General features: G+C 71.5%; 21 protein-coding genes and 3 pseudogenes. 17 read left to right on the top strand and 7 right to left on the bottom strand.

Features of this window, described 5'->3' with window-relative positions:
- Positions 1–211, bottom strand: a pseudogene (locus BBK14_RS39330) (transposase family protein); the annotation flags it as partial.
- A gap of 1,405 nt (positions 212–1,616) precedes the next feature.
- Here BBK14_RS39330 and BBK14_RS28795 point away from each other — a divergent pair.
- From BBK14_RS28795 to BBK14_RS28785, 3 genes are read left to right on the top strand one after another with little or no spacing between them, the layout of a single operon-like run.
- Positions 1,617–3,548, top strand: coding sequence for an ABC transporter ATP-binding protein (locus BBK14_RS28795; protein ID WP_071066343.1), 1,932 nt, complete (start codon positions 1,617–1,619; stop codon positions 3,546–3,548).
- Positions 3,541–5,397, top strand: a complete 1,857-nt coding sequence (locus tag BBK14_RS28790) for an ABC transporter ATP-binding protein (RefSeq protein ID WP_071066334.1) — start codon at positions 3,541–3,543, stop codon at positions 5,395–5,397. The genes BBK14_RS28795 and BBK14_RS28790 overlap by 8 nt, the downstream gene beginning before the upstream one ends.
- The gene (locus tag BBK14_RS28785) at positions 5,394–6,560 is read left to right on the top strand and encodes an LLM class flavin-dependent oxidoreductase (RefSeq protein ID WP_157904358.1); all 1,167 of its coding nucleotides are present in this window, start codon (positions 5,394–5,396) and stop codon (positions 6,558–6,560) included. The genes BBK14_RS28790 and BBK14_RS28785 overlap by 4 nt, the downstream gene beginning before the upstream one ends.
- Here the strand turns inward: BBK14_RS28785 and BBK14_RS28780 are convergent.
- Positions 6,481–6,921, bottom strand: a complete 441-nt coding sequence (locus BBK14_RS28780) for a DUF2267 domain-containing protein (RefSeq protein WP_071066333.1) — start codon at positions 6,919–6,921, stop codon at positions 6,481–6,483. The two genes, BBK14_RS28785 and BBK14_RS28780, sit on opposite strands and share 80 nt — an antisense overlap.
- Between BBK14_RS28780 and BBK14_RS41800 the strand changes: the two are divergent.
- Together BBK14_RS41800 and BBK14_RS28775 are read left to right on the top strand one after the other, a co-directional pair.
- A pseudogene (locus BBK14_RS41800) lies at positions 6,912–7,607 on the top strand (PEP/pyruvate-binding domain-containing protein); the annotation flags it as partial. The gene BBK14_RS28780 and the pseudogene BBK14_RS41800 overlap by 10 nt on opposite strands.
- A complete protein-coding gene (locus tag BBK14_RS28775; protein WP_083391314.1) occupies positions 7,535–8,581 on the top strand; it encodes a fructose 1,6-bisphosphatase in 1,047 nt (348 codons plus the stop codon). The pseudogene BBK14_RS41800 and the gene BBK14_RS28775, both read left to right, overlap by 73 nt.
- A 34-nt stretch (positions 8,582–8,615) precedes the next feature.
- On the opposite strand, the gene BBK14_RS28770 is transcribed toward BBK14_RS28775, so the two are convergent.
- The gene (locus BBK14_RS28770) at positions 8,616–10,004 is read right to left on the bottom strand and encodes a phosphoribosyltransferase family protein (protein ID WP_071066332.1); all 1,389 of its coding nucleotides are present in this window, start codon (positions 10,002–10,004) and stop codon (positions 8,616–8,618) included.
- Positions 10,005–10,264: 260 nt separating this feature from the next.
- Here BBK14_RS28770 and BBK14_RS40795 point away from each other — a divergent pair, with 260 nt between their 5' ends.
- From BBK14_RS40795 to BBK14_RS28735, 8 genes are all read left to right on the top strand, one after another.
- Positions 10,265–10,477: a hypothetical protein gene (locus BBK14_RS40795; protein WP_241831922.1), complete on the top strand. Its 213-nt coding sequence runs from the start codon at positions 10,265–10,267 to the stop codon at positions 10,475–10,477.
- Entirely contained in the window at positions 10,404–11,450 is a 1,047-nt protein-coding gene (locus BBK14_RS28765; protein WP_241831921.1) for a 4Fe-4S dicluster domain-containing protein, read from the top strand. Before BBK14_RS40795 ends, BBK14_RS28765 begins: the two co-directional genes overlap by 74 nt.
- Positions 11,437–11,724 (top strand): hypothetical protein, encoded by a 288-nt coding sequence (locus BBK14_RS28760; RefSeq protein WP_071066342.1) that lies wholly within the window; start codon positions 11,437–11,439, stop codon positions 11,722–11,724. Before BBK14_RS28765 ends, BBK14_RS28760 begins: the two co-directional genes overlap by 14 nt.
- Positions 11,696–12,361, top strand: coding sequence for a ferredoxin reductase domain-containing protein (locus tag BBK14_RS28755; RefSeq protein WP_241831920.1), 666 nt, complete (start codon positions 11,696–11,698; stop codon positions 12,359–12,361). The genes BBK14_RS28760 and BBK14_RS28755 overlap by 29 nt, the downstream gene beginning before the upstream one ends.
- Complete coding sequence (locus tag BBK14_RS28750) at positions 12,351–13,640, top strand: Ni/Fe hydrogenase subunit alpha (RefSeq protein ID WP_071066331.1); 1,290 nt, start codon at positions 12,351–12,353, stop codon at positions 13,638–13,640. The genes BBK14_RS28755 and BBK14_RS28750 overlap by 11 nt, the downstream gene beginning before the upstream one ends.
- Positions 13,631–14,104, top strand: a complete 474-nt coding sequence (locus BBK14_RS28745; RefSeq protein ID WP_071066330.1) for a hydrogenase maturation protease — start codon at positions 13,631–13,633, stop codon at positions 14,102–14,104. The genes BBK14_RS28750 and BBK14_RS28745 overlap by 10 nt, the downstream gene beginning before the upstream one ends.
- A gap of 77 nt (positions 14,105–14,181) precedes the next feature.
- On the top strand, positions 14,182–15,876 hold the full coding sequence (locus BBK14_RS28740; RefSeq protein ID WP_071066329.1) for a class I SAM-dependent DNA methyltransferase: 1,695 nt from the start codon (positions 14,182–14,184) through the stop codon (positions 15,874–15,876).
- On the top strand, positions 15,869–16,993 hold the full coding sequence (locus tag BBK14_RS28735; RefSeq protein ID WP_071066328.1) for a restriction endonuclease subunit S: 1,125 nt from the start codon (positions 15,869–15,871) through the stop codon (positions 16,991–16,993). The genes BBK14_RS28740 and BBK14_RS28735 overlap by 8 nt, the downstream gene beginning before the upstream one ends.
- Positions 16,994–17,029: 36 nt before the next feature.
- Here the strand turns inward: BBK14_RS28735 and BBK14_RS28730 are convergent.
- Positions 17,030–18,236: pseudogene (locus tag BBK14_RS28730) on the bottom strand (RNA-guided endonuclease InsQ/TnpB family protein).
- A gap of 345 nt (positions 18,237–18,581) precedes the next feature.
- On the opposite strand from BBK14_RS28730, the gene BBK14_RS37895 reads away from it, so the two are divergent.
- The gene (locus tag BBK14_RS37895; RefSeq protein WP_157904357.1) at positions 18,582–18,830 is read left to right on the top strand and encodes a hypothetical protein; all 249 of its coding nucleotides are present in this window, start codon (positions 18,582–18,584) and stop codon (positions 18,828–18,830) included.
- Positions 18,831–19,103: 273 nt separating this feature from the next.
- Here BBK14_RS37895 and BBK14_RS28720 read toward each other — a convergent pair whose 3' ends face one another.
- Entirely contained in the window at positions 19,104–19,445 is a 342-nt protein-coding gene (locus BBK14_RS28720; RefSeq protein WP_071066326.1) for a hypothetical protein, read from the bottom strand.
- A 175-nt stretch (positions 19,446–19,620) separates the two neighbouring features.
- Here BBK14_RS28720 and BBK14_RS28715 point away from each other — a divergent pair, with 175 nt between their 5' ends.
- Positions 19,621–19,935, top strand: a complete 315-nt coding sequence (locus BBK14_RS28715; RefSeq protein WP_198541464.1) for a hypothetical protein — start codon at positions 19,621–19,623, stop codon at positions 19,933–19,935.
- A gap of 31 nt (positions 19,936–19,966) precedes the next feature.
- Here the strand turns inward: BBK14_RS28715 and BBK14_RS28710 are convergent, their stop codons facing one another.
- Both BBK14_RS28710 and BBK14_RS28705 read right to left on the bottom strand, forming a co-directional pair.
- Positions 19,967–21,184, bottom strand: coding sequence for a WD40 repeat domain-containing protein (locus BBK14_RS28710; protein ID WP_020461304.1), 1,218 nt, complete (start codon positions 21,182–21,184; stop codon positions 19,967–19,969).
- Between the two features lie 267 nt (positions 21,185–21,451).
- Entirely contained in the window at positions 21,452–21,886 is a 435-nt protein-coding gene (locus BBK14_RS28705) for a hypothetical protein (RefSeq protein WP_131802442.1), read from the bottom strand.
- 314 nt (positions 21,887–22,200) lie between these two features.
- On the opposite strand from BBK14_RS28705, the gene BBK14_RS28700 reads away from it, so the two are divergent.
- Together BBK14_RS28700 and BBK14_RS28695 are read left to right on the top strand one after the other, a co-directional pair.
- Positions 22,201–24,027 (top strand): ATP-binding protein, encoded by a 1,827-nt coding sequence (locus BBK14_RS28700; RefSeq protein WP_198541463.1) that lies wholly within the window; start codon positions 22,201–22,203, stop codon positions 24,025–24,027.
- A gap of 22 nt (positions 24,028–24,049) precedes the next feature.
- Positions 24,050–25,213 (top strand): exonuclease SbcCD subunit D, encoded by a 1,164-nt coding sequence (locus tag BBK14_RS28695; protein ID WP_071066324.1) that lies wholly within the window; start codon positions 24,050–24,052, stop codon positions 25,211–25,213.
- Positions 25,214–25,288: the final 75 nt, after the last annotated feature.

The raw sequence follows: 25,288 nt of genomic DNA, 5'->3' as shown, positions 1-25,288 counted from the left end.
GGGTGGAGCCGCAAGGCAGGTCACGCGGCCGGGTGGTCACGATGCCCTTGACCCGATGCGCGAACACTCCGCAGCCCGGACATGCCCGCGCCGTCTCGTCCACGGTCGCAAGCCATGCCAGCCGTGATCCGTCGGCCTGCCGCTCGACGCGCTGCACCACCAGACCGTCCAGCTCCAACAGCAACGTCGCCGCACTACTATGATCGTTCAAGCCCGTAACCCCGTGGCGTCTGGATTGCGTGAGAACAATCAAGATCGCCCGGGTTGCGGGTCTTTTCATGTCACGACATGCCAGCGTCCCACGCGGGGCATACAAAGCCACGACGAGCCAACATCACGCACGGTCACCAGCCCCGGTCAGGTCACCGTGCCCCACCCCGGTTAACTTCGAAGACCCTGGAAACCGGGGCGTGCGGGTGGGGCGGTCGGGGGAGACGGCGATGACGAGGGCAGCGCAGATACCAGCAACCTCGAAGGGGGAGTCGACTTCGACGCCTTCCCGCAGAGGTGGTGAGGGTGGCCAGGCGTCGTTCGCGGATGTCGAACCATTCACCTGCGGGTCCGAACACTCGAAGGACGAAGAGCAAGCAGCTTCAAGGATTCCGTTCGGGGGGCGACTTCCGGCTGGAGCCTTTCTCTTCGCGGCCGCACTGGTCGGGATTTTTCTCGTCGTGCTCGTAGTGACGCCACTCAACCGCTGAGCCGGCCGTCGACCTCAGTGGATCGAGGGGCATGAAACATGCTGTCGGCCTGTAGGAAGCCGAGTCGCCGATCCTGCATGTCCGCGATAAGTCCTTCCGGGACCACGACGTATGCCGGGGTTGACGTCGGACTCGAGGGGAAGCATGGCGGTCCTCTTCCCGGAACAAGGTGAAAGTGTCGGGCGGTGAGTCGGGCTCCTTGCCTGCACGCCCTCGCCGACGAGGCGCGCAGCGTCGCGTCGACCACGGATCGCACCATCCCACCCCCATACGGCCGTGCCCAGAATACCTATCTGGCCATCAACGGCAAGTGGCCGTTGATCGGACCGTTCGGATCCCCGGGGGTCGACCTCCCCGGGGTCAAACTGGGTCTGGACCAGCACCCCGTCGAATGTCGAACAATTTGTGACGGGCCGGTTTCGCATCGTGTGCGAGTTTGGGTGTGGCGAGAATTGAGTTTCGGGCCCGCGCCGACGTAGCCATGTTTGTAGCGAAGCAACATCGGCCGGGCCGTCCTGGGGCACGTACTGCTTCCGCGTGATGTCGTCGTGCGGGTCGCGGATGCGTACATGCTGGGCGTGTAGTCCTTTCCTGGTCCACGGAAGGCCACGTCGGCCCTCGCTCGCGGAGTTCGTCGGCGTGGCGACAGCCGCGATGGCCGCGGTCGTCTCGCTGCTGATGGGACCGGCCGGCCGGGTGAGTCCGACGGCGGCGATCCGGCCGGGTCGGGTGCCGCGACTCGGAGGTATCCGAGCTGTCGCGCTGTGACGCACGACATGCCAGGGCCAATCGTCCTTCGGCCTGAGGCGTGGGCTGGGGCGCATCCGGGGCTCGCCGGGCAGTGATCTATCGCGATTCCTGATCGGTTCGATCGCGGCTGCAGGCTGGACGGTGACACTATTCTTCACCATCCTGATGAACATACGTAGGAACCTGGATGGGGAAGCGCGCGGCGGCGCGACCCTGTGGCCAGGGCTGCGGACGATGCTGGAGGGCTCCCTCGCCCACCCGCGGCCGGCCCTGATCGCCACCCTCGCCGGCATCGTCAATGGGACCACCATGATCCTCGGTGCCGCCGCCATCGGCTGGGTCACCGACCATCTGATCGTCCCGGCCCTCGCCGGAGGCCACGTCGCCCGCGCCACCTGGTGGATCGCGGTCGGCGCGATCCTCGGCGTCTCCACGGTGCGCTGGGTGACCATCGTCATCCGCGGCATCGCGACCGGGTACGTGCAGCACGGCTCGCAGGCGCGGGTCCGGCGGTCCGTCGTCGGCCGGTATCTCGAGCTCGACCTGGCCTGGCACCGCCGGCATCCGCCCGGGCGTCTGCTGTCCACCGCGGTGTCCGACGTGGACGCGCTGTGGTTCCCGATGACGTTCTTCTACTTCGCGCTCGGGATGATCGTCATGCTGGTCGTCGCGATCGTCCAGCTTTTCGGGCACGACACCGCGCTCGGGCTGGTCGGGGTCGGCCTCGTCGGCTCCGTCCTCGGCGTGAACCTGCTCTACCAGCGCCTGCTCAGCCCGCGCGCCCGGGCGGTGCAGGACAGCCGCGGCGAGTTCGGCGCGCTCGCGCTGGAGAGCATCGAGGGCGGCCAGGTCGTCCGGACCCTCGGCATCGCCGACCGCGAGCGGGCCCGGGTCGGTGCCGCGGCGCTCTGGCTGCGCGCGGCCACCACCGCGGCGGGCGACCTCAGCTCGGTGTTCGACCCGCTCCTGGAGGTGCTGCCGACCGCCGCGGTCCTGGCCGTCCTCGTCGTCGGCTCGCGCCGGGTCGAGACCGGCGACCTCAGCGTCGGCGTCCTCGTCGAGGTCGTCTACCTGCTGCTGACCATCTCCATCCCGCTCAACGTGATCAGCCGCTTCCTGGGGATGCTGCCGGTCTCGGTGGCCGGCCGCACCCGCGTCGCCGCCGTGCTCGACGCCGCCGAGACCACCGCCCACGGAGACCGCGTCCTGCCCGGCGCCGCCGCTCCCGGCCCGCGGGCGCCTGCTCCGCGGGCGCCGGGACGGCAGGTGAGCGATCCGCCCGTGCCCGTGCCCGCCCCCGCGCTGGGGCTGCGGGCGCGGGGCGTCGGGCTCATCCGTGGCGGTACGAGCCTTCTCGCGGACGTCGACATCGAGGTGCGCCCCGGCGAGATCGTCGCCCTCGTCGGGCCGACCGGCTCGGGCAAGACCACCCTGGTCGAGCTCCTCAGCCGCCAGGACGACCCCACCGACGGCGTCGTCGAGATCGGCGGAGTCCGCGCCACCGACCTCGCCCGCGGGGAGATCTCGTCCCGGCTGGCCGTCGTCGGGCAGACCTCGTGGCTGTTCGGCGGCAGCGTCCACGCCAACCTTCAGCTCGACGGCCATCCCCGCGAACGGCGTCCCTACACCGCCGGTGAGATCTGGCGGGCGCTGGCCGCCGCCGGCGCCGATGACGTCGTCCGTGACCTGCCCAACGGCCTCGACACCCGGGTCGGCGAGCGCGGCGCCCGGCTCTCCGGCGGCCAGCGGCAGCGGCTGTGCCTGGCCCGCGCGCTGCTGCGCGAGCCCGGCGTGCTGCTGCTGGACGACGCCACCTCGGCCCTCGATCCCGCCGTGGAACGCCGGGTGCTCGGCGGGCTGGCCGGCCTGCGCGGGCGGACGACCGTGCTGATCGTCGGCGGACGTCCCAGCTCGGTCGCGGTCGCCGACCGGGTCGCCTTCCTGCGCGCGGGGCGGCTCGTCGCCGTCGGCACCCACACGGAGCTGCTCGGCGCCGAGCCCGACTACCGCCGGATTCTCGGCGCGTACGGCACCCACGGGGCGGACCCGGACGCGGCGGGATCGGACCCGGCGGGATCGGACCCGGCCGATGAGTGAGCGCGGCCTCGCCGACCTCGGGCGGGCCCGGGCGCGCGAGCTGGGCCGGCTGATCGCCTCCACCACGCCCGTCCTCACCGTCGGCCTGCCGCTCACCCTGCTGCTGGCGTTCGTCGCCGGTGCCGGCCGGATCGTGACGCCGCTGACCGTCCAGTACGCCCTGGACCACGGCCTGCTCGAGCCGCACGAGGGAACCGCCGGCGTGGTCGCGCGCGCCGCCGGTGTCGGTGCCGCGGCGACCGTCACGGCGGTGCTCGCCTCCTGGTGGCTGAACCGGCGTGTCTACCGGCGTACGGAGGCCGCGCTCGCCGAGCTGCGCGCGGCCGGCGTCGCGCGCATCCACGAGATGGCCGCGGAGACGTTCGCGCGCACCGGCAGCGCCGACCTCGTCAGCCGGCTCACCGGCGACGTCGACGCCGTCACGACCTTCGTGCAGAACGGCGGCCTCATGCTGCTCGTCAACGTCACCCAGATGATCATCGCCGGTGTGCTGATCGCGGTGTACTCCTGGCAGCTGGCGGTGCCCGTGCTGGCGACGGCGGTGCTGCTGTTCGTCGCGATGCGTCGCGTGCAGGCGCTGGTGGCGCGCCGGTTCACCGTGGTCCGGGAGAGCGTGTCAGCGCTGCAGTCCACCGTGGGTGAAGCCGTCACCGGCATCAGCGTCATCCGCTCGACCGGCACCGAGGCACGCAGCCGCGCCATGGTCGAGGAGGCCGTCGAGCACACGGCGTCGGCGCAGCGCCGCACCCTCGTCCCGTTGCACTTCAACACCGCCTTCGGTGAGATCGCGATCTCGTTCGTCACCGTGGTGGTGATCGTCGCGGGCGTCCGCTGGTCGACCGCCCACACCCGGTGGGAGCCGACGCTGCACCTGTCGGCCGGTGAGCTGGTGGCGATGCTCCTGCTCGTCACCTTCTTCGTCCGGCCCCTGCAGATGCTGGTCCAGATGCTCGGCGAGGCCCAGAACGCCGTCGTCGGCTGGCGCCGGGCGCTGGAGATCCTCGCCACGCCGTCGGGTGTCGTCGAAGGCGGGGACGCCCGCGAGCTGCCCGCCGGGCCGGTCGCCGTCGACCTGCACGACGTCGCCGCCGCCTACGGGGACGGCCCGCCCGTGCTGCGGGAGCTGACCGTCGGCATCGCCGCGGGCGAGCACGTCGCCGTCGTCGGCGAGACCGGCTCGGGCAAGAGCACGTTCGCCCGGCTGCTGACCAGGCAGATCGCGCCACGCCACGGCCGTGTCCTGCTCGGCGGCCTCCCGGCCGGCCAGGTGTCGGACCTGTCCTTCCAGCGCCGCGTCGCGGTCGTCCCGCAGGACCCGTTCCTGTTCGACGCCACGATCGCCGACAACATCCTCGCCGGGGTCCGCGGCGACGCCGGGGCGCTCGACGAGATCGTCGACTCGCTCGGCCTGCGGCCGTGGATCGACACCCTGCCCGAGGGCCTCGACACCCGCGTCGGCACACGCGGCGACCGGCTCTCCGCCGGTGAGCGCCAGCTCGTCGCCCTCGCCCGCACCGCCCTGGTCGACCCCGACCTGCTCGTGCTCGACGAGGCGACCAGCGGCGTCGACCCCGCGACCGACGTCCGCGTGCAGCACGCGCTCGGCGCGCTCACGGTCGGGCGTACCACGGTCTCGATCGCCCACCGCATGGTGACGGCCGAGCGCGCCGACCGCGTCCTCGTCTTCGTCTTCGACCACGGGCGTCTCGTCCAGAGCGGGCGGCACGACGAGCTCGTCGGCGTCCCCGGCCACTACGCCCGACTGCACGCGGCCTGGGTCGAGCACACCGCCGGCGCCGACGAGCGCCACCAGACCCTCCTCCACCACAACGACGGGAGCACCCCGTGACGACCGTTGCAGTCAACGACACCGCCACCACGGCCGCGGGGGAGGCGCGCCGGCTCCGGCTCGGCTTCAACTCCCGCATCGCCTTCCCCGCCGGGCACGCCGCCGAAGGGCTGCGGGACGGCATCGAGCTGTTCCGGGTGGCCGAGCAGCTCGGCTACGACACCGGCTGGGTCTACCAGCGTCACTTCGACAACTACCTCGCGTCGCCGCTGGTGTTCCACGCGGCTGTCGCGCAGCACACCGAGCGCATCGGCCTCGGCACCGCCATCATCGGCGCCCGCTACGAGGATCCCGTGCTGCTCGCCGAGGCCGCCGGCACGGCCGACCTGCTCAGCGGCGGACGTCTGCAGCTCGGCCTCGGCACCGGCCAGGGCGGCTACGACCACATCTTCGGCCAGGAGCCGAACGACGGGCGGGACCAGTCCCAGGCCCGGCTCGCCACGTTCCTGCGTGGCATCCGCGGCGAGAAGCTGGGCGAGGTGACCGACCCCGCCGGGCTCGTCGCCGCGGGCACCGGGCTGTTCGTCCGCCCGACCAGCCCCACGCTGCCGGACCGGGTCTGGTACGGCGGCGGCTCGGTGGCCTCCGCCGAACGGGTCGGCCGCCAGGGGCTGCGACTGCTGCTCAGCACCATCCTGCACGGCCAGATCGACGACTACGGCGCCGAACTGGCCCGCGCCGTCGAGGCCTACCGCGCCGCCTACACCGGAACCTCGCCCTCGCGCGTCGCCATCGCACGCTCCGTGCTGCCCGCCACGTCGCCGGAGCTCGCCCGCGGCTACGCGGCCTACGACGACCGTGCACCACGGCGCCCCGTCCGCCGTCGTCGACCAGCTGCTCGCCGACCCGAGCCTGGCGGTCAGCGACGAGCTCATCGCGTTCCTGCCGCCCGCCTTCGGGCTGCGCGACAACCTGCGCCTGCTCGAGGACATCGCCGAAACCGTCGCCCCCCACCTCGGCTGGGCGCCGGCGACGCCGTTGTGATCGGCGGAAGGCGGCCCGGCGGCTGGTTGTCTACGGGCCGGACGTGCTGGCCCGCCGCCGGCGCCGGCGTTGGCCGAAGGAGATCATCCAGCAGCTCGCTCAGGACTTCGCGTCGGTCAGCAGAGCGGAGATCTCGGTCGGTAGCGCGGCGCACACATGATCCAGCTCGCCGGCGGTGATGTGCTGACGTAGCACCCGGGCGGCTGCCGCCACGGCATAGCCGGCCTGGGTCTCCCCGGTCAGACCTGCTTCGGCGGCGACCCGGTCGAGGAACTGCGCCGCGTGGTGATACGGCTGCGGGGTGGCCGATGGCCGCCAGGCCTCGTAGTAGATCCCGCGGATCAGCTCGGGCAGCTGAGCGCCGAGATGCGCCGCCGCGTCCACCGGCAGCCGGTTACGCAGCGTGTGCAGGACCGCCCGCAACACCCGGTACGCATAGTGGCGGTCACCGGGACTACCAAGCGCGTCAGCGAGCTGGTTGAGCCACTCGTAGGTCTTGTCGACGCTTCGTTCGATCATCGTGACGCCGGATGCGGGCATCGGTTCCTCCCGTCGAACGTCCTTCGACCGGAACTACCACCATTTTTGGTGACGTCAGAGATGTCAGCCAAGGTCGCAATGGGTCAGAAATTACGATTGCGCCAGGTATCAATCCGGCCTCGGCCCGATTTGGCCGCCGGCTGAGAAGTGTATCGGCTGCGAACCGGGATGGCCTGACAGCGGCAGGCGGTCAGCCGATCCGGTCATGGGTATGGCTGAGAGAAAGGTCTGGAGTAGCGCGGTCAGGTTTGTTGCGCAGCTCTGGTGAGGTGACGTTGATGGAGGCTGATACACCGCTGGTGGCCTGGTTCGACGAGTTGTCCGTGCGCGATACGGCGCTGGCCGGGGGAAAAGGCGCAAACCTGGGAGAACTGGTCCGGGCTGGTCTGCCGGTCCCGCCGGGATTTGTCATCACGGCATCGGCCTACCTGCAGACGGTGGAACGGGCGGGTCTGCGTGCCGAGCTCGCGGCGCGCACCGCGGGCCTCGACCCGGATGATCCGGCGGCGTGCGCGGCCGTGGCGGACGAGTTGGCGAAGCGGGTCGGTGCCGTCGAACTGCCCGACACGGTTCGCCGGGCCGTCCTGGACGCCTACGAGCGGCTCGGTGCCGAGTGGGTGGCGGTCCGCTCGTCGGCCACGGAGGAGGACACCGCCGGGGCCTCGTTCGCCGGTATGAACCGGACCTTCACCAACACCTCGGGCGGCGACCTGCTCGACCGGGTCCGGGACTGCTGGGCCTCCCTCGGGATCTGGGGCTCTACGGGACCGGGCAGGACCTGCTCTCCGACGCCTTCTCCGGGAACCTGCGGGGCATGGGTCCCGGCTACGCCGAGCTGGAGTTCACCGAACGGCCGTCCGAGACGGTGCTGTGCTTCCTGGCGGACAAGACCGAGCCGGGAGCCTGGAACCTCCCGCTGTTCCGGATGTTCGCCGACCCGTTCACCACCGCCGGGCTGGTGATCGACGCGAAGATGCACGCCGGTTTCCAGTTCGAGGTGTACGACCTGTACCAGGAGAAGCGGATCGTCTTCGACTGCCCGGCCGACATGTACGACCTGCTGATGTACATCGGCGCGCCGGCCCGCTACGTCCTGCACAGCGTCACCTCGAAGACCTCGGCCGAGCAGGCGGTGGCGACCAGCACCCAGCGGCTGTCCCTGATCGCCGGCAGGTATGTCGGCAAGGACGACCCGGTGATGATCGTGCGCTGCCAGTCCGGCCTGCCCGCGGTCGGCGAGGCCCTCGAACCGTTCGCCCTGGCCTACACGGTCGCCGGCAGCATGCGCGGCTCGCACCACGCGCCGCTCATGCCGGTCGCCGCCGGGCAGGCGCACCCGTCCCGGTTCGACGGCCCACCCCGGGTGGTGTGCCTCGGCTTCCAGATCTCCGGCGGACGGCTCATCGGCCCCCGCGACATGTTCGACGACCCGGCGTTCGACCGCGCCCGGGCGCAGGCCAACGAGGTGATGGACTACCTGCGCCGGCACGGTCCCTTCGAACCGCACCGGCTCGGCCTCGACGAGCTCGAGTACACCACCATGCCCGCTCTGGAGGACCGTCTCTCGGACCGCTGGCAGCCTCTGCCCACGGCGGCCACACCGGTCACCACGCCGGCGGCCGCCGCCGAACGTCATGCCGCGGCGGCGGGCCGCCGTTAGAGCCCGGCCCGCCGCCGGCCGGTGCGCGACGGGGTCAGCCGCGGTGCGTGACCAGGGTCAGGTGGTGGACGAACCAGTCACGGGCGAGCGCGGCCACCGTCTCCAGCGCGCCCGGTTCGGCGAACAGATGGGTGGCCCGCGGGACCACCGTGAGCCGGTTCTCGCACCGCAGCCGGGCCTGGGCCTGCCGGTTGAGGTCGATGACGAGGTCATCGTGCTCGCCCACGACGAGCAGGGTCGGGGCCGCCACCGCGGCCAGTTTCGAGGCGGCCAGGTCCGGCCGGCCGCCGCGGGAGACGACGGCGGCGATGCGGGAGCCGGGTTCGGCCGCGGCCCACAGCGCGGCGGCGGCTCCGGTGCTGGCCCCGAAGTAGCCGACCGGGAGGTGCGACACGCCCGGCTGGCCGCGCAGCCAGCCGGTGACGTCCACCAGGCGGTGGGCGAGCAGCCCGATGTCGAACACGTTGGCCCGGTCGATCTCCTCGGCGGGGGTGAGCAGATCGAACAGCAGGGTGGCGAGTCCGGCGGCGCCCAGGACGTCGGCCACGTACCGGTTACGGGGACTGTGTCGGCTGCTGCCGCTGCCGTGGGCGAACACGACCAGACCGCCGGCCTTCTCCGGAACCGTGAGCTGCCCGGTCAGCCGGACCGGGACGGCAGGGATGTCGACCTCGACCTCGCGCCCCGGCGGGTTGGGCGTCGCGCCCGGCGTGGCCGCTCCGTGCGTCTCGTGCGTCTCGTGCGTCCCGGCCGGTGCGGCCGGTGCGGCCGTAGGTGCCTGCGGTGCCAGGACCGCCGCCCTGCGCAGCAGGTCCGTCACCTCGTCGTCGGACGTCTGGGTGAAGTCGGTGTAGAACGTGCCGATGGCGAAGAACCGGTCCGGAGTGTGCAGGCACACGACCTCGTCGGCGTCCCGGCGCAGCCATCCGATCCGGTCCGGCGGTGCGACGGGAGCCGCCAACACGATCCGGGTGGCGCCGGCGGCGCGGGCCGCCTGGCAGGCGGCGGACGCCGTCGCCCCGGTGGCGATCCCGTCGTCCACCACGACCACGGTGCGACCGGCCAGTGGAACACGCGGCCGGGCGCCCCGGAACCGGCGGATCCGGCGGTCCAGCTCCAGCCGCTCGCGGGCTTCGACCGCGGCCAGCTCGTCCGGGCCGATGTCGGCCATCAGCCGCGTCTCGGGGTTGATGACCCGAACGTCCCCTTCGGCGATTGCGCCCATCGCGAGCTCCGGCTGGAAGGGGACGCCGAGCTTGCGGACCAGGATGACGTCCAGCGGGGCGCCCAGCGCCCGCGCGACCTGGTAGGCGACCGGAATCCCGCCGCGGGTGAGCCCGACAACCACGACGTCCAGCCCACGGAGATGCGCCAGCCTCTGGCCGAGCTGCCGGCCCGCGTCCATACGATCACGGAAAAGCACGTCACACCGCCCTTCCGCCCGCGGAGCGGTGCCCGCCCCCGTAAGCGTCTGGTAGCCGGTTCCTCACGCTTTCTTCCTGCCCGGCTTCCGGCCGTCCGAACGTTTCTGATCACGCACCGCTCGCCGTCGTCGGCACAGCCTTCTCGGCTCGGGTCGTCGCGTCGGAGATCTCCGCCTGACGTCGATGTTCCCTGGCGAAAGCGAAGGGTATGGAACCCGCTACAGAAGGTTGTCGCTGTCCGGGTGGATGAGGGGGCAGGGTGACGCACACAGGTGTGACCGACGCCGTCGTCGGGCCGGCGACGGTCGGGACCCTGATCGACGTGCTGCGGGCGCGTGGCTACCAGGTCGTCGGCCCCACCGTGCGCGACGGCGCCATCGTCTACGACGAGATCCGCGGTGCCGGGGAGCTGCCGGTGGGCTGGACAGACGTCCAGGACGCCGGCAGCTCCCCGGCTCGAGCGCCGTCGTGACGCGGCGCTGTTCGGCTACGCGGTCGGGCCGCACTCGTGGAAGCAGCACCTGCTGCCGCCCCGGCTGCGCCTGCTCACGACCCGACGGGACGGCGACGGCGGGTTCGAGGTGGAGGAGGAGCCGGGGCCGCGCGGCGCGGTGGCGTTCCTCGGCGTGCGTTCGTGTGAGCTGCACGCGATCGCGATCCAGGACCGGGTGCTGCTCGGTGGACGTCACACCGACCGTGACTACGCCGCCCGGCGCGGCGAGGTGTTCGTCATCGCGGTGAACTGCCACGAGCCGGGCGGCACCTGCTTCTGCGTGTCGATGAACACCGGCCCCGCGGTGCGGGAGGGCTACGACCTGGTCCTCAGCGAGATCCTGGACGGTGAGCACCGGATCCTCCTCGAGGCTGGCACCCCGCGGGGCGTCGAGGTGCTGGAAGAGCTGGGCGGACGGGCGGCCGAGGCGTCCGACCGGGCCGCGGGCCGGTCGGCGGTGGACGGCGCCGCCGACCGGATGGGGCGCACCGTCGACGCGGCCGACCTGCGCGACCTGCTCGCGGACAACCTCGAACACCCGCGCTGGGACGAGGTGGCGCAGCGGTGCCTGAGCTGCGGCAACTGCACCATGGTGTGCCCGACCTGCTACTGCACCTCGGTGGAGGACGTCAGCGACCTCACCGGCGGCACGGCGGAGCGCTGGCGCAGCTGGGAGTCGTGCTTCTCACTGGACCACTCCCACACCCACGGCGGCGACGTCCGCGCCTCCGGACGCTCCCGCTACCGCCAGTGGCTGACACACAAGTTCGGCACCTGGCATGACCAGTTCGGCACATCCGGGTGCGTCGGCTGCGGCCGGTGCGTCACCTGGTGCCCGGTCGGCATCGACGTGACCGAGGAACTGACCGCCATCCGCGCGAACTCGGCGGCCGGCGACCCGGAGACGCTGATCCGTGGTCCGGCGGGGGAGGCCGGCGATGACATCCGTTGAGACACCCCTGGGCGAGGCAGGCGTGTTCGCCGGCATGCGCCCGGATCACCTCGCGCTGCTCGCTCGATGCGCCCGCGACGCGGCGTTCGACGCCCGCGCGCTCTCCCTCGTCCGGGCGAGCGCCGTCGACGGCTCCTGCCTGCGACACAGGTTCGAGCAGGACCCGGCGCTGGGCTACGACGTGCTGTCCCACCTCGCGCAGGTGCTCGTCGAGCGCCTGCGGGCGACCCGTCTTCGACTGCTCGATGTCTACGGAAGCCCGGACCGGGGCTGACGGCGTGGCCGGGGAGATGACCCCGCGGCCGTTCCGCGTCACGCGCCGCCGCCAGGAGACACGTGACACCTGGACCCTGGAGCTCGAACCGCTCCGCGGTGCCCCGCTCGGCGCGGAGCCCGGCCAGTTCACGATGGTCTATGCCTTCGGTGTCGGCGAGGTGCCGCTGTCCGTGGCGGGCTGTCCCGGGCCGGCCGGCGGTGACGGGCCGGCGGGCGACGACGGGCCGCTGGTGCACACCGTCCGGGCGGTCGGGGCGGTGACGGAGGCGATCTGCGCCGCCCGCCCGGGCGACGTCCTCGGGGTGCGTGGTCCGTTCGGGCGAGGCTGGCCGCTGAGCGCGGCCGCCGGCTCGGACGTCGTCGTCGTCGCGGGCGGGCTCGGCCTGGCGCCGCTGCGCCCGCTGATCCGGGCGATCCTGCGCCGGCGGGACGACTACGGCGAGGTGGCCGTCCTGGTCGGCAGCCGCACCCCCGCGGACCTCCTCCACCGGAGGGAGCTGGCCGGTTGGCAGGAGCGGGCCGACCTGCAGGCCCTGGTCACCGTCGACGGCGGCGAGCCCGCGTTCCGCGCCGCGTCCGGCGGCAGCGAGGGCGGCGGCAACGAGGGTGGCGGGAGGTCCGATCATGACGACTAGGACCATCACGCCCCCGCCGCTGGCTCGGGTGGAGGGCGAGGGAATGCTGCTGATCAGGATCGTCGACGGGCGTGCCACCGAGGTCCGCCTAAAGATCTTCGAGCCGCCGCGGTTCTTCGAGGCACTGCTGCGCGGCCGCGCCTACACCGAGCCCCCCGACATCACCGCCCGCATCTGCGGCATCTGCCCCGTCGCCTACCAGATGAGCGCGCTCGCGGCCATCGAACGGAGCTGCGGCCTCGACGTCGAGGGCCCGGCAGCCGCGCTGCGACGGCTCATCTACTGCGGCGAGTGGATCGAGAGCCACGCCCTGCACGTCTTCCTCCTGCACCTGCCGGACTTCCTCGGCTACGACAGCGCGATCCACCTCGCCCAGGACGACCCCGCCCTGGTGGAGAACGCGCTCGCACTGAAGAAGGCCGGCAACAGCCTCATGACCGTCATCGGGGGCCGGTCGGTCCACCCCGTCAACGCGCGGGTCGGCGGCTGGTACCGGGCACCCCGCCGGCGCGAGCTGACCGGCCTCGTCCCCCAGCTCGAACGGGCCCGGGACATCGCCCGGGACGCCGCCGGGTTCACCGCCGGCCTGGACTTCCCCGACGACGAGATCCCCCAGACCTTCGTCGCCCTTCACCAACCCGGTGAGTATCCCGTCGAACGTGGCCGGATCGTCTCGACCGACGGGCTCGACATCGCCGCCGCCGACTACGACCGGCACTTCACCGAAGAGCAGGTCCCCTGGTCGAACGCGTTGCACTCCACCCTCGCCACGGGCGGCTCCTACCTCGTCGGACCGCTGGCCCGCTTCGCGCTGAACGCACGGTGGCTGGCACCCGCGGCGCGCGAGACGGCCGCCGACATCGGCCTGCGCCCACCCGAGCGCAACCCGTACCGCGCCATCATCGTCCGCTGCGTCGAGATGGTCCACGCGGCCGACGAGGCACTGCGGATCATCGGTGACTACACCGAGCCCGACCTCCCCGCACTGGAATCCCGGCCCCGGGCGGGAACCGGGTACGGCGCCACCGAGGCGCCCCGCGGCCTGCTCTACCACCGCTACACGACCGATCAGGACGGCACCGTTCTCGACGCCAAGATCGTTCCGCCGACCTCCCAGAACCAGCGCTCGATCGAGGAGGACCTGCGCGGAGTCGTCGAACGCGGCCTGGACCTGCCCGAAGCCGAACTCGTCCGGCGCTGCGAACAGGCCGTCCGCAACTACGATCCCTGCATCTCCTGCGCGACCCACTTCCTGACCCTCCACCTCGAATGCGACTGACGGTCATCGGGATCGGCAATCTCTACCGGCACGACGACGCCGTCGGCCTGGAGGTCGCCCGCCTGCTCCGCCGCCGGCCCCCGCCGGGTGTGGACGTGCTCGAGTCCGAGGGCGAACCGACGAGCCTGCTCCTCGCGTGGGAGGGGGCCGACGCGGTCTGGATCATCGACGCCGCCGACTCGGCGGCCCCGCCCGGAACCGTGCACCGCGTCGAGGCCGACGACCACGCGCTGCCACGGGACGTGGGCGCCGCGTCGACCCACGCGCTCGGCCTCGCCGACACCGTCGAGATCGGACGGGGCCTCGGCCGACTACCGAAGCACGTCGTGATCTACGCGATCTCCGGCCGCGACTTCTCCGCCGGCGAAGGCCTCGACCCGGACGTCGCCGCGGCCGCCCGGACGGTGACCGCCGCGGTTCATGCCGAGACGGCGAACCATGCCGCACCGCCGTCTATGGGCTGACCGACGGCACGCTTACCCTGATCGACGCCCCGAACCCGACCCCCTGACCAGCCGGTTCCACGATCGCAAGGAGATCCATGCCCCCGCGGAGGAAGTCCGCTCAGGCCGGACCGCCCACCATGGCCCAGTTGCGCGAGACGCTGTGGAAGACGGCCGACAAGCTGCGCGGCTCGATGGACGCCGCCCAGTACAAGGACTTCGTCCTCGGCCTGATCTTCCTCAAGTACGTCTCGGACGCGTTCGCCGAGCGGCGCGAGCAGATCCGGCAGGACGTGCTCGCCGACGGGATCGACGAGTCCCGGGCCGAGGAGTTCCTCGACGACGTCGACGAGTACGCCGGGCAGGGTGTGTTCTGGGTGCCGGGGCAGGCCCGATGGGAGCACATCGCGGCGAACGCGAGAAGCGCCGGCATCGGGGAACTGCTGAACGCGGCGATGGACGCCGTGATGAAGACGAACCCGGCGCTCACCGGCGTCCTCCCACGGATCTTCAACGGCGAGGGCGTCGACCAGCACCGGCTCGGCGAGCTCGTCGACCTGCTCGGTGACGCCCGCTTCACCGGCCACCGGGCGACCGAGCGGCCCGCGTCCACGCCTACTGGCGAGGACGGTGCGCTTTTCGGCGAATCCGCCGCCGGAGTTCCGACGGAAGCGGCGACCCGGCCGGCGCGGGACGTGCTGGGGGAGGTGTACGAGTACTTCCTGGAGCGCTTCGCTCGCACCGAGGGCAGGCGCGGTGGTGAGTTCTACACCCCGGCCAGCGTGGTCCGGCTGCTCGTGGAGATGCTGGAGCCCTACGAGGGCCGGGTCTACGATCCCTGCTGCGGTTCGGGCGGCATGTTCGTCCAGGCGGAGAAGTTCGTCGTCGCGCACCGAGGGCTCACCCACTCCGGCGACATCGCCGTCTACGGCCAGGAGTCGAACGAACGGACCTGGCGGCTGGCGAAGATGAACCTCGCCATCCACGGGATCACCGGCGATCTGAGCGCCCGGTGGGACGACACCTTCCGCAACGACCGGCATCCGGACCTGCGGGCCGACTTCATCCTGGCGAACCCGCCCTTCAACATGTCCGACTGGGCGCGCACCGTCGACGACCAGCGCTGGCGGTACGGGACCCCACCGACCGGCAACGCGAACTTCGCCTGGCTGCAGCACATCATCGCCAAGCTGGGCTCCCGCGGGACCGCCGGCGTGGTGATGGCGAACGGCTCGATGTCGTCGAAACAGTCCGGCGAGGGTGAGATCCGTGCCGCGCTGGTCGAGGCCGATCTGGTGGCCTGCATGATCGCGCTGCCGCCGCAGCTGTTCCGCACCACCCAGATCCCGGCCTGCCTGTGGTTCTTCGCGAAGGACAAGGGCCAGCCGGGCGCCCGCCGGCTCGCCGGACGGCGCGGCGAGACGCTGTTCATCGACGCCCGCAACATGGGCACGATGATCGACCGCACCGAGCGCATCCTCACCGACGGTGACCTCGAGAAGATCACCGGCACTTACCGCGCCTGGCGTGGCGCGAAGTCGGCCCGCGACAAGGGCCTGGCCTACGAGAACATTCCCGGCTTCTGCTATTCGGCCTCCACCGAGGAGATCCGCACCCACGACCACGTCCTGACCCCGGGCCGCTACGTAGGCGCCGCCGAAGCCGACATTTCCAACGACGAGCCGGTGGCCGAGAAGATCGAGCGTCTCGCCAAGGAACTCTTCATCCACTTCGAAGAGTCCGCTCGCCTGGAAAAGGAAGTTCGCAGCCAACTGGAGCGCCTCGATGCCTGAATGGCGGCGCAGCTCGCTCGCTGACCTGGTTCGGCTGCGGCGGGGATTCGACCTGCCGGCGCCGGAACGCCGGGCTGGTTGTTTTCCGGTGGTCGGCTCCGCCGGGGTCAGCGGGTGGCACGACCGGGGGCCGATCGCCGGGCCGGGGATCACTCTCGGGCGCAGTGGTTCGTCAATCGGAACGGTGACGTACGTGCCGTCTGACTACTGGCCGTTGAACACCGTGCTGTTCGTCGAGGACTTCCAGGGCAACGATCCGCGTTTCCTCTACTTTCTGCTGCGGACGATCGACTTTGCCCGGTTCAACTCGGGGAGCGCGCAGCCGTCGCTGAACCGCAACTACATAGCCGCCGTCGAGCTGCGGGCGCCGGCGTATCCCGAACAGCGGGCGATCGCGGCGGTGCTGGGCGCCCTCGACGACAAGATCGCGCTGAACCATCGGCTTGCCTCGACCGCCCGGGAGCTCGCCGAGGCACGGTACGCGGCGGCGACGCGCGGGCCGGGCCGCCGGGAGCTCAGGCTCGGTGACCTGGTCGAGACGCTGACCCGGGGGATCACGCCCCGGTACACGGCGGACGACTCCGCGCTCGTCGTGCTCAACCAGAAGTGTGTGCGCGCCGGCCGGGTCGACCTCGCACCGGCCCGCGGGACGGATCCGGCCACGGTCCCCGCCGCGAAGCGGCTCAGAGCGGACGACGTCCTGGTCAACTCGACGGGTATCGGCACCCTGGGCCGAGTGGCCAGGTGGGTGCACGCGACGCGGGCGACCGTCGACTCGCATGTCACCGTCGTCCGGCTCGCGCCGGACCGGCTGGACCCGGTGTGCGGGGCGTTCGCCCTGCTGGCCGCGCAGCCGCGGATCGCGTCGATGGGCGAGGGCAGCACCGGCCAGACCGAGCTGAGCAGGGCCAAGCTGAACGACCTGGTGATCGCGGTGCCGGCGGCCGAGCGGTGTGCCGGGATCGGCGCCGAGCTGGCGGCGCTGGACGCGCGCGGCGAGGCGGCGCACGCGGAGTCGGCGGCGCTGGCCCGGCTGCGGGACGCGCTGTCGCCGAAGCTGATGTCCGGGGAGATCCGCGTCCGGGACGCGGAGCGAACCATGGAGAGCCTGGTTTGACGTCCTCCTCCGCGTGAATGCGGGGGATTCCAACTCCTACACACCCGTTGGAATCGGTGCGTGGTGTTGAGGTTCGCGGTTCACGGGCCCGGCCAATGCCGCGCCTCCCCGCGCGGTCACGGCCCGTCCGGCCGCGATGTCCCCAAGCGCGATGTTCATCGCCGCGTTGACGTCGGCGTTGGCCGTGTGCCCGCAGACCACGCACCGGAAGACCGCTTGGCTCTCGCGGTTCCCCGGCGCCACCTGCCCGCAGGCAGAACACCGCTGACTCGTGTACGCGGCGGGGACCTTCTCGACCCGGCCGGGGGCCTTCTCCTTCAACCGGGCGACGAGCAGACCCCAGCTCTGAGCGAGGATGCCCCGGTTCAATCCGGCCTTCTGCCGCACGTTTGTTCCCGGCGCGTCGACGCTGCCCCGGGCCGAGCGGGTCATCCGCCTGATCTTCAGGTCCTCGACGCGGATCACGTCGAACCGGCGAGCGAGATCGGTACCGGTCTTCTCGACCCAGTCCTTGCGCCGGTCAACCTCCCGGGCACGCAAGCGTGCGATCCGCACCTTGAGACGCCCGCGCCGCTGCGACCCACGCCGGGCCCTCGACAGCCGGCGCTGTAACCGGACCAGCCGCGCCCGTTCCCCAGCTCCCAGACCGGGACAGGACAGCAGCTCCCCGGTCGACAGAGCCGCCGACACCACCACCCCACGGTCCACCCCGACGACCGCACGGGTGCCCGGCGCGGGGATCGGAGCGGGGGTCACGGCGAACGCGACATGCCAGCGGCCCGCACGATCCCGCGTCACCCGATACGACCGCGCGCCCGACACCTCACGGGTCCAGCGGAACCTCACCCAGCCGACCTTCGGGACACGCACCCGCGCCCACCGGCGATTCACCCGCCGCACGTCGCCCGGTTTCACCGCCACGATCCGGAACCCCTCACCACGCCCACGCCTACGGAAAGTGGGCCTGCGATGCGAACCGTGGAAGAAGTTCCCCATCGCCGTCGCGAAGTCACGCAAAGCCTGCTGCTGCACGATGACACTGCCCGCCGGCCAGCCACGGACTGGCCGACCGGGCCTCGGTCAACTGCCGGTTCTGCTCCGCATAGCCCGGTACCCGGCCACGCCATGGCCGATACCACGACTGCTGTTCGACAGCGAGATTCCACACGAACCGGGCATGCCCACAGTGCACCAGCAGGGCCTGTTCCTGCACCGCATCGGGATACAACCGGAACCTGGACACGATCACACCATAACATCGCCGCACAACGACGAAGAATCCAAACATCCCGCTACCGGACGACCCTCGCACCCATCTCGCCAAAATCGCGAAATAAGACATCTACTTTCTCAACAGCGAGATCATCCACCTGTTGAATTGCGCTTTTCGACGGCGGTCTGCCTGGCGGCGGATCGCCTGCCCCTGCCCCGCTCCGCGGGACACCGGATTCCTCCCGGCCTGAAGGTCGGGGCATCCTCCGGGAGTTCTGGTGACGGAGGAGGGGCGGGTCCGCCGGCATCGGCGGCGGCTGCGACCCGCTGGCCGCCGTCCTATCCCGTGACAGGCGCCGCGACCGCCACGGTCGCGATGACCATCGGCACGGTCGCTGTGGTTGCCGAGGTCGCCGAGGTCGCCGAGCGTGGGGCTGGGAGTGCGGGCAGCACCGGCAACGGGGGCAGTGCGTGCAGACCGGGGATCGTCGTGGCGATCGGCGCGGGGAGCGACGGGCGCGCGGGGGACAGGGCGGGCAGTGGCAGTGGTGCCGGCCTCGCCGCGGCGACCGCCGACCGGCGGCGTGCCGGGCTGAGCGCCGGCGTCGACGGCGCGTCGAGGTGAAGCTCGATCGCGTGCATCGCCAACATCATCAACATGAGTGCGAAGGGAAACGCCAGCACAATAAAGATCACTATTGAGGACACCTTCCGCGCGGTGCGATCCGACACGGCTGGTCACGGTGGGTGATCCGCAGGCCCCCCACCAGCCGTTCGACTCATTACCGCACCAACCGGCCGATTCCTCCGCCCGGGAGACGGGCCAGCCTGGCATAGGTGGCACTCACCACCACCATCCGACGCACCCGGCACAGCCGGGGGCCGACCGGCCACGGGGTCACCTCCGGTGGTTTCGGTTCCGTTCCCGCATCCGTCGCGGATACCCGAGCACCGCGGCGTCGTACACGGGCACGCCCACCGACCTCGCCAGCTTGGCGGCGACGGTCGGGGTCCCGACTCGCCGGCGGATCCAGTCGCCGTCCCGGTCCACCGCGACAACCGTCGTGTCGGTCGCGGTCGTCTCCGGCTCGACGTAGAACTCCACCCCGGTCCGCTCCGCGACGAAGGCCCGCAGGTCGGCGAGGTCCGTGGGGCTGGCCTCCCGATCGAGCAGTGTGGCCCGGCTCTTCGAACGGCCCTGGCCGTACCGGCGCAGCAACAACCGATCCCGCCAACTCATCAGACGCCCCTCCCGAAGGATCCGGCTTCAGCCGGCTCCGACCATCACAGCGCCGCCGTCCTAAACAAGCCTTAACGGGACATCAGAACACCCTTGGATCACCCGTCGCGCTCGGCGAGCCAGGCGCGGTGTGCCTTCCCGCTGCCGTCCGGAAGCTCACGTCGACGGGATCCTGTTGCGTGCCGACAACCCTGCGGCGCTGCATCGGTCCATCGTCGCGGCCGGGGGCAGCCATTTCGACGATCCTGGCCGTTGGTTGCGTGAACACCGTCAGGTAGTCACGGATGCTGTGCAGCAGAACAGCCTGACCAGACGGCGGCGCACTGGGCGTCGCGTTCAGATTGCCGCCACGACTCTGTTGCTGTTGACCGGCGTCGGCGGGCCGAGGTTCGTTGGTGACAACGGTCCCCTGTGGCCCCTCTTCCTGGTACTGGCTGTGCTGGTGGGACTGTTGGGGCTGGCTGAGTTCGGYCGTCGCCTGGCACGGTGACTGTGGGGCGCTCCACGGGCGAGGGGTCTGCTCACGGCGTCAACAACCGCACCGTGCCGTCATCGGAGCTGGTCGCGAGGGTGCGTCCGTCCGGGGAGAACGCCACGGACTCCAGTCGGTCGGTCTGGTCGGTGAGGGTTTGACCGCGGAGGGTGGGTCTGGTGCGGTCGGTGACATCCCAGAAGCGCACCAGCCGGTCGCCGGAGATGGTGGCGAGGGTGTGCCCATCAGGGGAGTAGGCCAGACCCACCACCCACCAGACGCTCGGGCTGTCGCCCAGGAAGATCGGTTCGCCCAGGGGAGTGGGCCTGGTGCGGTCGGACACGTCCCAGAACCGCGTCGAGTAGTCGGAGGCGCTGGTGGCCAGGGTGCGCCCGTCGGGGGAGTACGCGAGCGACATCAGCGGGTTGGTGTGGCCGGTGAGGGGTGGGCCGAGGGGGGCGGGACTGGTGCGGTCGGAGACGTCCCACAACCGCACCGTGCGGTCGTAGGAGCCGGTGGCGAGGGTGCGCCCGTCCGGGGAGTACGCCAGGAACGCCACTGTTTTGGTGTGGCCGGTGAGGGGCGGGCCGAGCGGGGTGGGGTTGGTACGGTCGGTGACGTCCCACAGCCGTAGCGTGTTGTCGAGGCCGCCGGTGGCGAGGGTGCGGCCATCAGGCGAGTACGCCATCGCGGCCACCCAGCTCGTGGGGTCCGTGGAGTGGCGGGTCAGGGGCTTGCCGAGGGGGGTGGGGTCGGCGCGGTCGGACATGTCCCAGAACCGCACCGTGCGGTCGGTGGAGCTGGTCGCGAGGGTGCGTCCGTCGGGGGAGTACGCGACCGCCGCTATCGGGTCGGTGTGGCCGGTGAGGGGCTTGCCGAGGGGGGTGGGGTCGGTGGGGTCGGACATGTCCCAGAACCGCACCGTGTCATCGTCGGAGCCGCTGGCCAGCGTGCGCCCGTCCGGGGAGAACACCACCGACCGCACCCAGCCGGTATGGCCGTAGAGGGTCTTTTCGAGCGGGGCGGCGTGGGACCACTCCTCGGGGGTCGCACTGGGCAGGGGGGCATCCGCTTCACTGCCGGGCCAGAGCAGCGCGGTCAGCGCGGTCAGTGAGATCAGCAGGACCGTGGCCAGCGCGAACAGGACCTTCCGCCGTCTTGGCTTCCGCCACGGCCGCGGCTCGGCGTCGGCCTCGAGCCACTCGGTGATCATGTTGTGCTGAGGCGCCGACGCCTCGTTCTGATCGCCCCTGATCGCTCTCGTCATAATGCGATCACCCTAGCGCCGCAGGGGATCCGCCCGCTTCCGCACGGGAACGATCCCCCGGATGGTCAACGATGATGACGGCGATTCGGCCGCCTTCACGCCGGTAGGCGCCCTGGTTGCCTATGCCGTGTCCGGATCACCGTGACGTGCCGGGGGTTTGACCTCTTAGTCTTGAATTATCCTCAAGATAATCAACCGCGTTGACGACACCCCGTCCGTTGTCGATCTTGATCGGAGGTGCAGGTCGTCTCGGCAGGCACCGGGCGGTCAGGGGAGTCCGGCAACGACAAGATCACCGAAATGGCGGGCGGTGCCCGGCGGGGCTCCTGCCCCGACGGCGACCGAGACGTACGCGTCACCCTTCAGCAGGTGGACTTCCTGGACGTTGCCGGGGCTGGTGTATGCGTAACCCTCGTAGCCGACACCGCTCAGATCCTGCTGCGGCTGTTGGGTCGGAGCCGCGCGCGATGACCGATAGCCTGCCTCGGCGTCCTGCGCGGAACTCCAGAGGATGACGAACCCTTTCGGTGAACTGAAGGCGCATCCGATCGCATCCGTGTCCCCTTCAGAGACCTGCTGCCTGCCCGGGCTCCAGGCCGCGTCGATCGCGGCTCGAATCTCCGGCACTGTCAGCAGGCTGCAGGGCGGTACCGGCCCCGACCCCGGCCCGTCCGAGGCCGGCCCGCAGGACGTCGTCGCCATGCAGGAGACGAGCACGGCACCCAGTACGAGCATGAGACGGGCCATCCGACGACTATGGCTCGGCTATCTCCCGGCCGGGCGGCGAACGCGTTGGAGGCCGCTGGTCGAGGTGGCACCGGCTGGGTGTCGGACCTCACGGCTAGCCTGGTGGCGGCCGGTCGCCGGATGCGCCGGGCGATCGCCTGTGACGGAGGGTGTCGGGTGTCGGGCGCTGCATGGCCATGGCATTGGCATTGGCAGGCCGGCAGTCGCAGGCCGGTCGTGGCAGGCCGGCAGGAGCAGGTTGGTAGGGGCAGTCGGTTGGGGGTTCGTGCATGACGGTCGAGGTCGGCGGGTCCAACGGCAGGCGTACCGCCGGCCCGGCGCGGGAGGCGGCGGCCGTGGCGCCGGTCGGCCGGGTGCTCGGCACCGAGGAGAACACCCCGCTGCTGTTCCACGTCGCCCTGCTCGAGGGCAGCTATCTGCAGCTCGACGACGTCGTCGTCACCATCCGCGCGGTGCCCGGCGTCGGGCCGGTGATGACCGCCGGCATCGTCACCCAGGTGCGAGCCCGGCACGAGGGCGCGTCGTTCGGCTCGGACGTCTTCCTGATCGCCGACGGCGTCCTACCCGCCCAGGTGCAGGAGATCGCCGAGATCACCACGACCCGGGTGGAGCCGGAGGTCTACGTACCGCCGCTGCCCGGCGAGCAGGTGCGGCGGGCGACCGGCGACGAGCGGGCGACGGCGCTGTACTTCGACATGATGGACAAGCGGATCCCGGTCGGCATCGGACGGGACGGCAACCCGATCTACGTCAACCTGGAGTTCCTCGACGGTACCCGGGGCGCGCACGTCTCCATCAGCGGTATCTCGGGGGTCGCCACCAAGACCAGCTTCGCGCTGTTCCTGCTGCACTCGATCTTCCGCTGTGGCGTGCTCGGGCGGGCGGCGGTGAACACCAAGGCGCTGGTGTTCTCGGTGAAGGGCGAGGATCTGCTGTTCCTCGACCACGCCAACTCCCGGTTGGACGAGGACAAGCGCGCCGCCTACGGCCGGCTCGATCTGCCCGCCGAGCCGTTCCGTTCGGTCGGCTTCTTCGCCCCGCCGCTGCCCGACGACATCTCCGGCCAGCCGAACGTCGCCTCCAGGAAGACCGGGGTGGCCGCGTTCTGGTGGACGATCCAGGAGTTCTGCGCGGGCGAGCTGCTGCCGTACGTGTTCGCCGACGCCGAGGACGACCGCAACCAGTACACGATCGTCGTCCACCAGGTGGCCCTGCGGCTGCGCACGGACGCGGTGCCCGCCGGCGCCGACGGGGCGGTCAGCATCGACGGCCAGCTGGTGCGGACCTACTCCGAGCTGGTCGACCTGATCGTCGACCGGCTGACCGACGAGGAGACGCGCCGGGACTGGGCCGGGCCGGTGACGGGCGCCGGGACGGTCAACGCGTTCGTCCGCCGGCTCCGCTCGTCGTTGCGTTCACTGCGGTCACTGATCCGGGCGGATCTGGCGGACAGCCCGCGTCGCAAGGTCTCCACGGCCGACCAGCAGGTGACCGTGGTCGACCTGCACAACCTGCCGGAGCGGGCGCAGCGGTTCGTCGTCGGGGTGGTGCTCGCCGCGGAGACGCGGCGCAAGGAGGAGGCGGGTCCCGGCAGCCTGCTGTTCACGATGATCGACGAGTTGAACAAGTACGCCCCGCGGGAGGGCGCGAGCCCGATCAAGGAGGTGCTGCTCGACATCGCCGAGCGCGGCCGCTCGCTGGGCATCATCCTGATCGGCGCGCAGCAGACGGCGAGCGAGGTCGAGCGGCGGATCATCGCCAACAGTTCGATCAAGGTGGTCGGCCGGCTCGACTCGGCCGAGGCGGGCCGGCCCGAGTACGGGTTCCTGCCGCCCGGGCAGCGCGCCCGGGCCACACTGGCCAAGCCGGGCACGATGTTCGTCTCGCAGCCGGAGATCCCGGTGCCGCTCGCGGTGGAGTTCCCGTTCCCCGCCTGGGCGACCCGGCACTCCGAGACCGCGGGCCCTCCCCCCGAAACCGCCGGCCCGCCGTCCGGCTCGGTTCCCGGCCAGCCCGGGAAACCGGCGCCCGGCACGATTCCCCGCAATCCGTTCGACCTTCTACCCAACCCCTCCGACGAGGTTCCGCCGTTCTGACCTCCGGCCGTTAGGAACCGCCATGAAGTTCCTGCACACCTCGGACTGGCACCTCGGCAAGACGCTCAAGGGACGTAACCGGCTCGACGAGCAGCGCGCGGTGCTCGGGGAGATCATCGGGATCGCCCGGGAGCACGAGGTCGACGCGGTGCTCGTCGCCGGGGACGTCTACGACAGCGCGGCCCCGCCGGCGGCGGCCCAGCAGCTCGCCGTGCAGGCGCTCGTCGCGTTGCGCGGCACGGGGGCCGAGGTGGTCGTGATCGCCGGCAACCACGACCACCAGCCGACCTTCGACGCCTACCGGCCGCTGATGTCCGCCGCCGGGATCACCCTGGTAGGAACGCCGCGCACCGCCGCCGACGGCGGGGTGGTKACCTTCCGCGCCCCCGGCACCGGTGAACCGGTGACCGTGGCGGCGCTGCCGTTCGTCTCCCAGCGGTACGCCGTCCGCGCCGCCGACCTGGTCACCCAGACGCCCGACCAGACCGCGGCCCGCTACGACCAGGTCGTGCGCGCCCTGCTGGAACAGCTGCGCGCCGGCTTCGACGACAACGCGGTGAACCTTGTCCTGGCCCACCTGACGGTGACCAACGGCCTGTTCGGCGGCGGGGAGCGGCTGGCCCAGTCGATTTTCGAGTATCACGTGTCCGCGGCGGCGTTCCCCGCCGACGCCCACTACGTGGCGCTGGGACATCTGCACCGGCGGCAGACCCTCGCCGCGCCGTGCCCGGTGGTGTACTCCGGCGCGCCGCTCGCCGTCGACTTCGGGGAGCAGGAGAACACGAACGTGGTGTGCCTCGTCGAGGCGAGCCCCGGCGTCCCCGCCCGGGTCACCGACATCGCGCTGACGGCCGGCCGGCGGCTGCGGACGGTCCGGGGCACCGTCGCGGAGCTCGCCGCGCAGGCCCCGGAGCTCGCAGAGGACCTGCTGCGGGTGGTCGTGCGCGAACCGGCCCGCGCGGGGCTGCGCGACGAGGTCCAGGAGCTGCTGCCGAACGCGCTCGAGGTCGGCATCGACCCGGAGTTCCGGGTGGCCCTCGGTGGATCGCGCCCCAGCGCCGCGGCGCTGGCCCGGCGCAGCCCCGCGGACCTGTTCCGGGAGTACTGCGCCGCCGAACAGTTCGACGACCCCCGGGTCGAGGCGCTGTTCGCCCGGCTGCACGACGAGGTCTCCAGCGGCGAATAAGTGGCCGAGTGACCGAGTGACCAAGCGACTGATGGGACGTCCGAGCCGGCGCCGGCCGAGGGATCTGGGAGGGGA

This window comes from Parafrankia soli, from assembly GCF_001854695.1.
GTDB lineage: Bacteria > Actinomycetota > Actinomycetes > Frankiales > Frankiaceae > Parafrankia > Parafrankia soli.
This window is presented reverse-complemented; position numbering and strand designations above follow the sequence as displayed.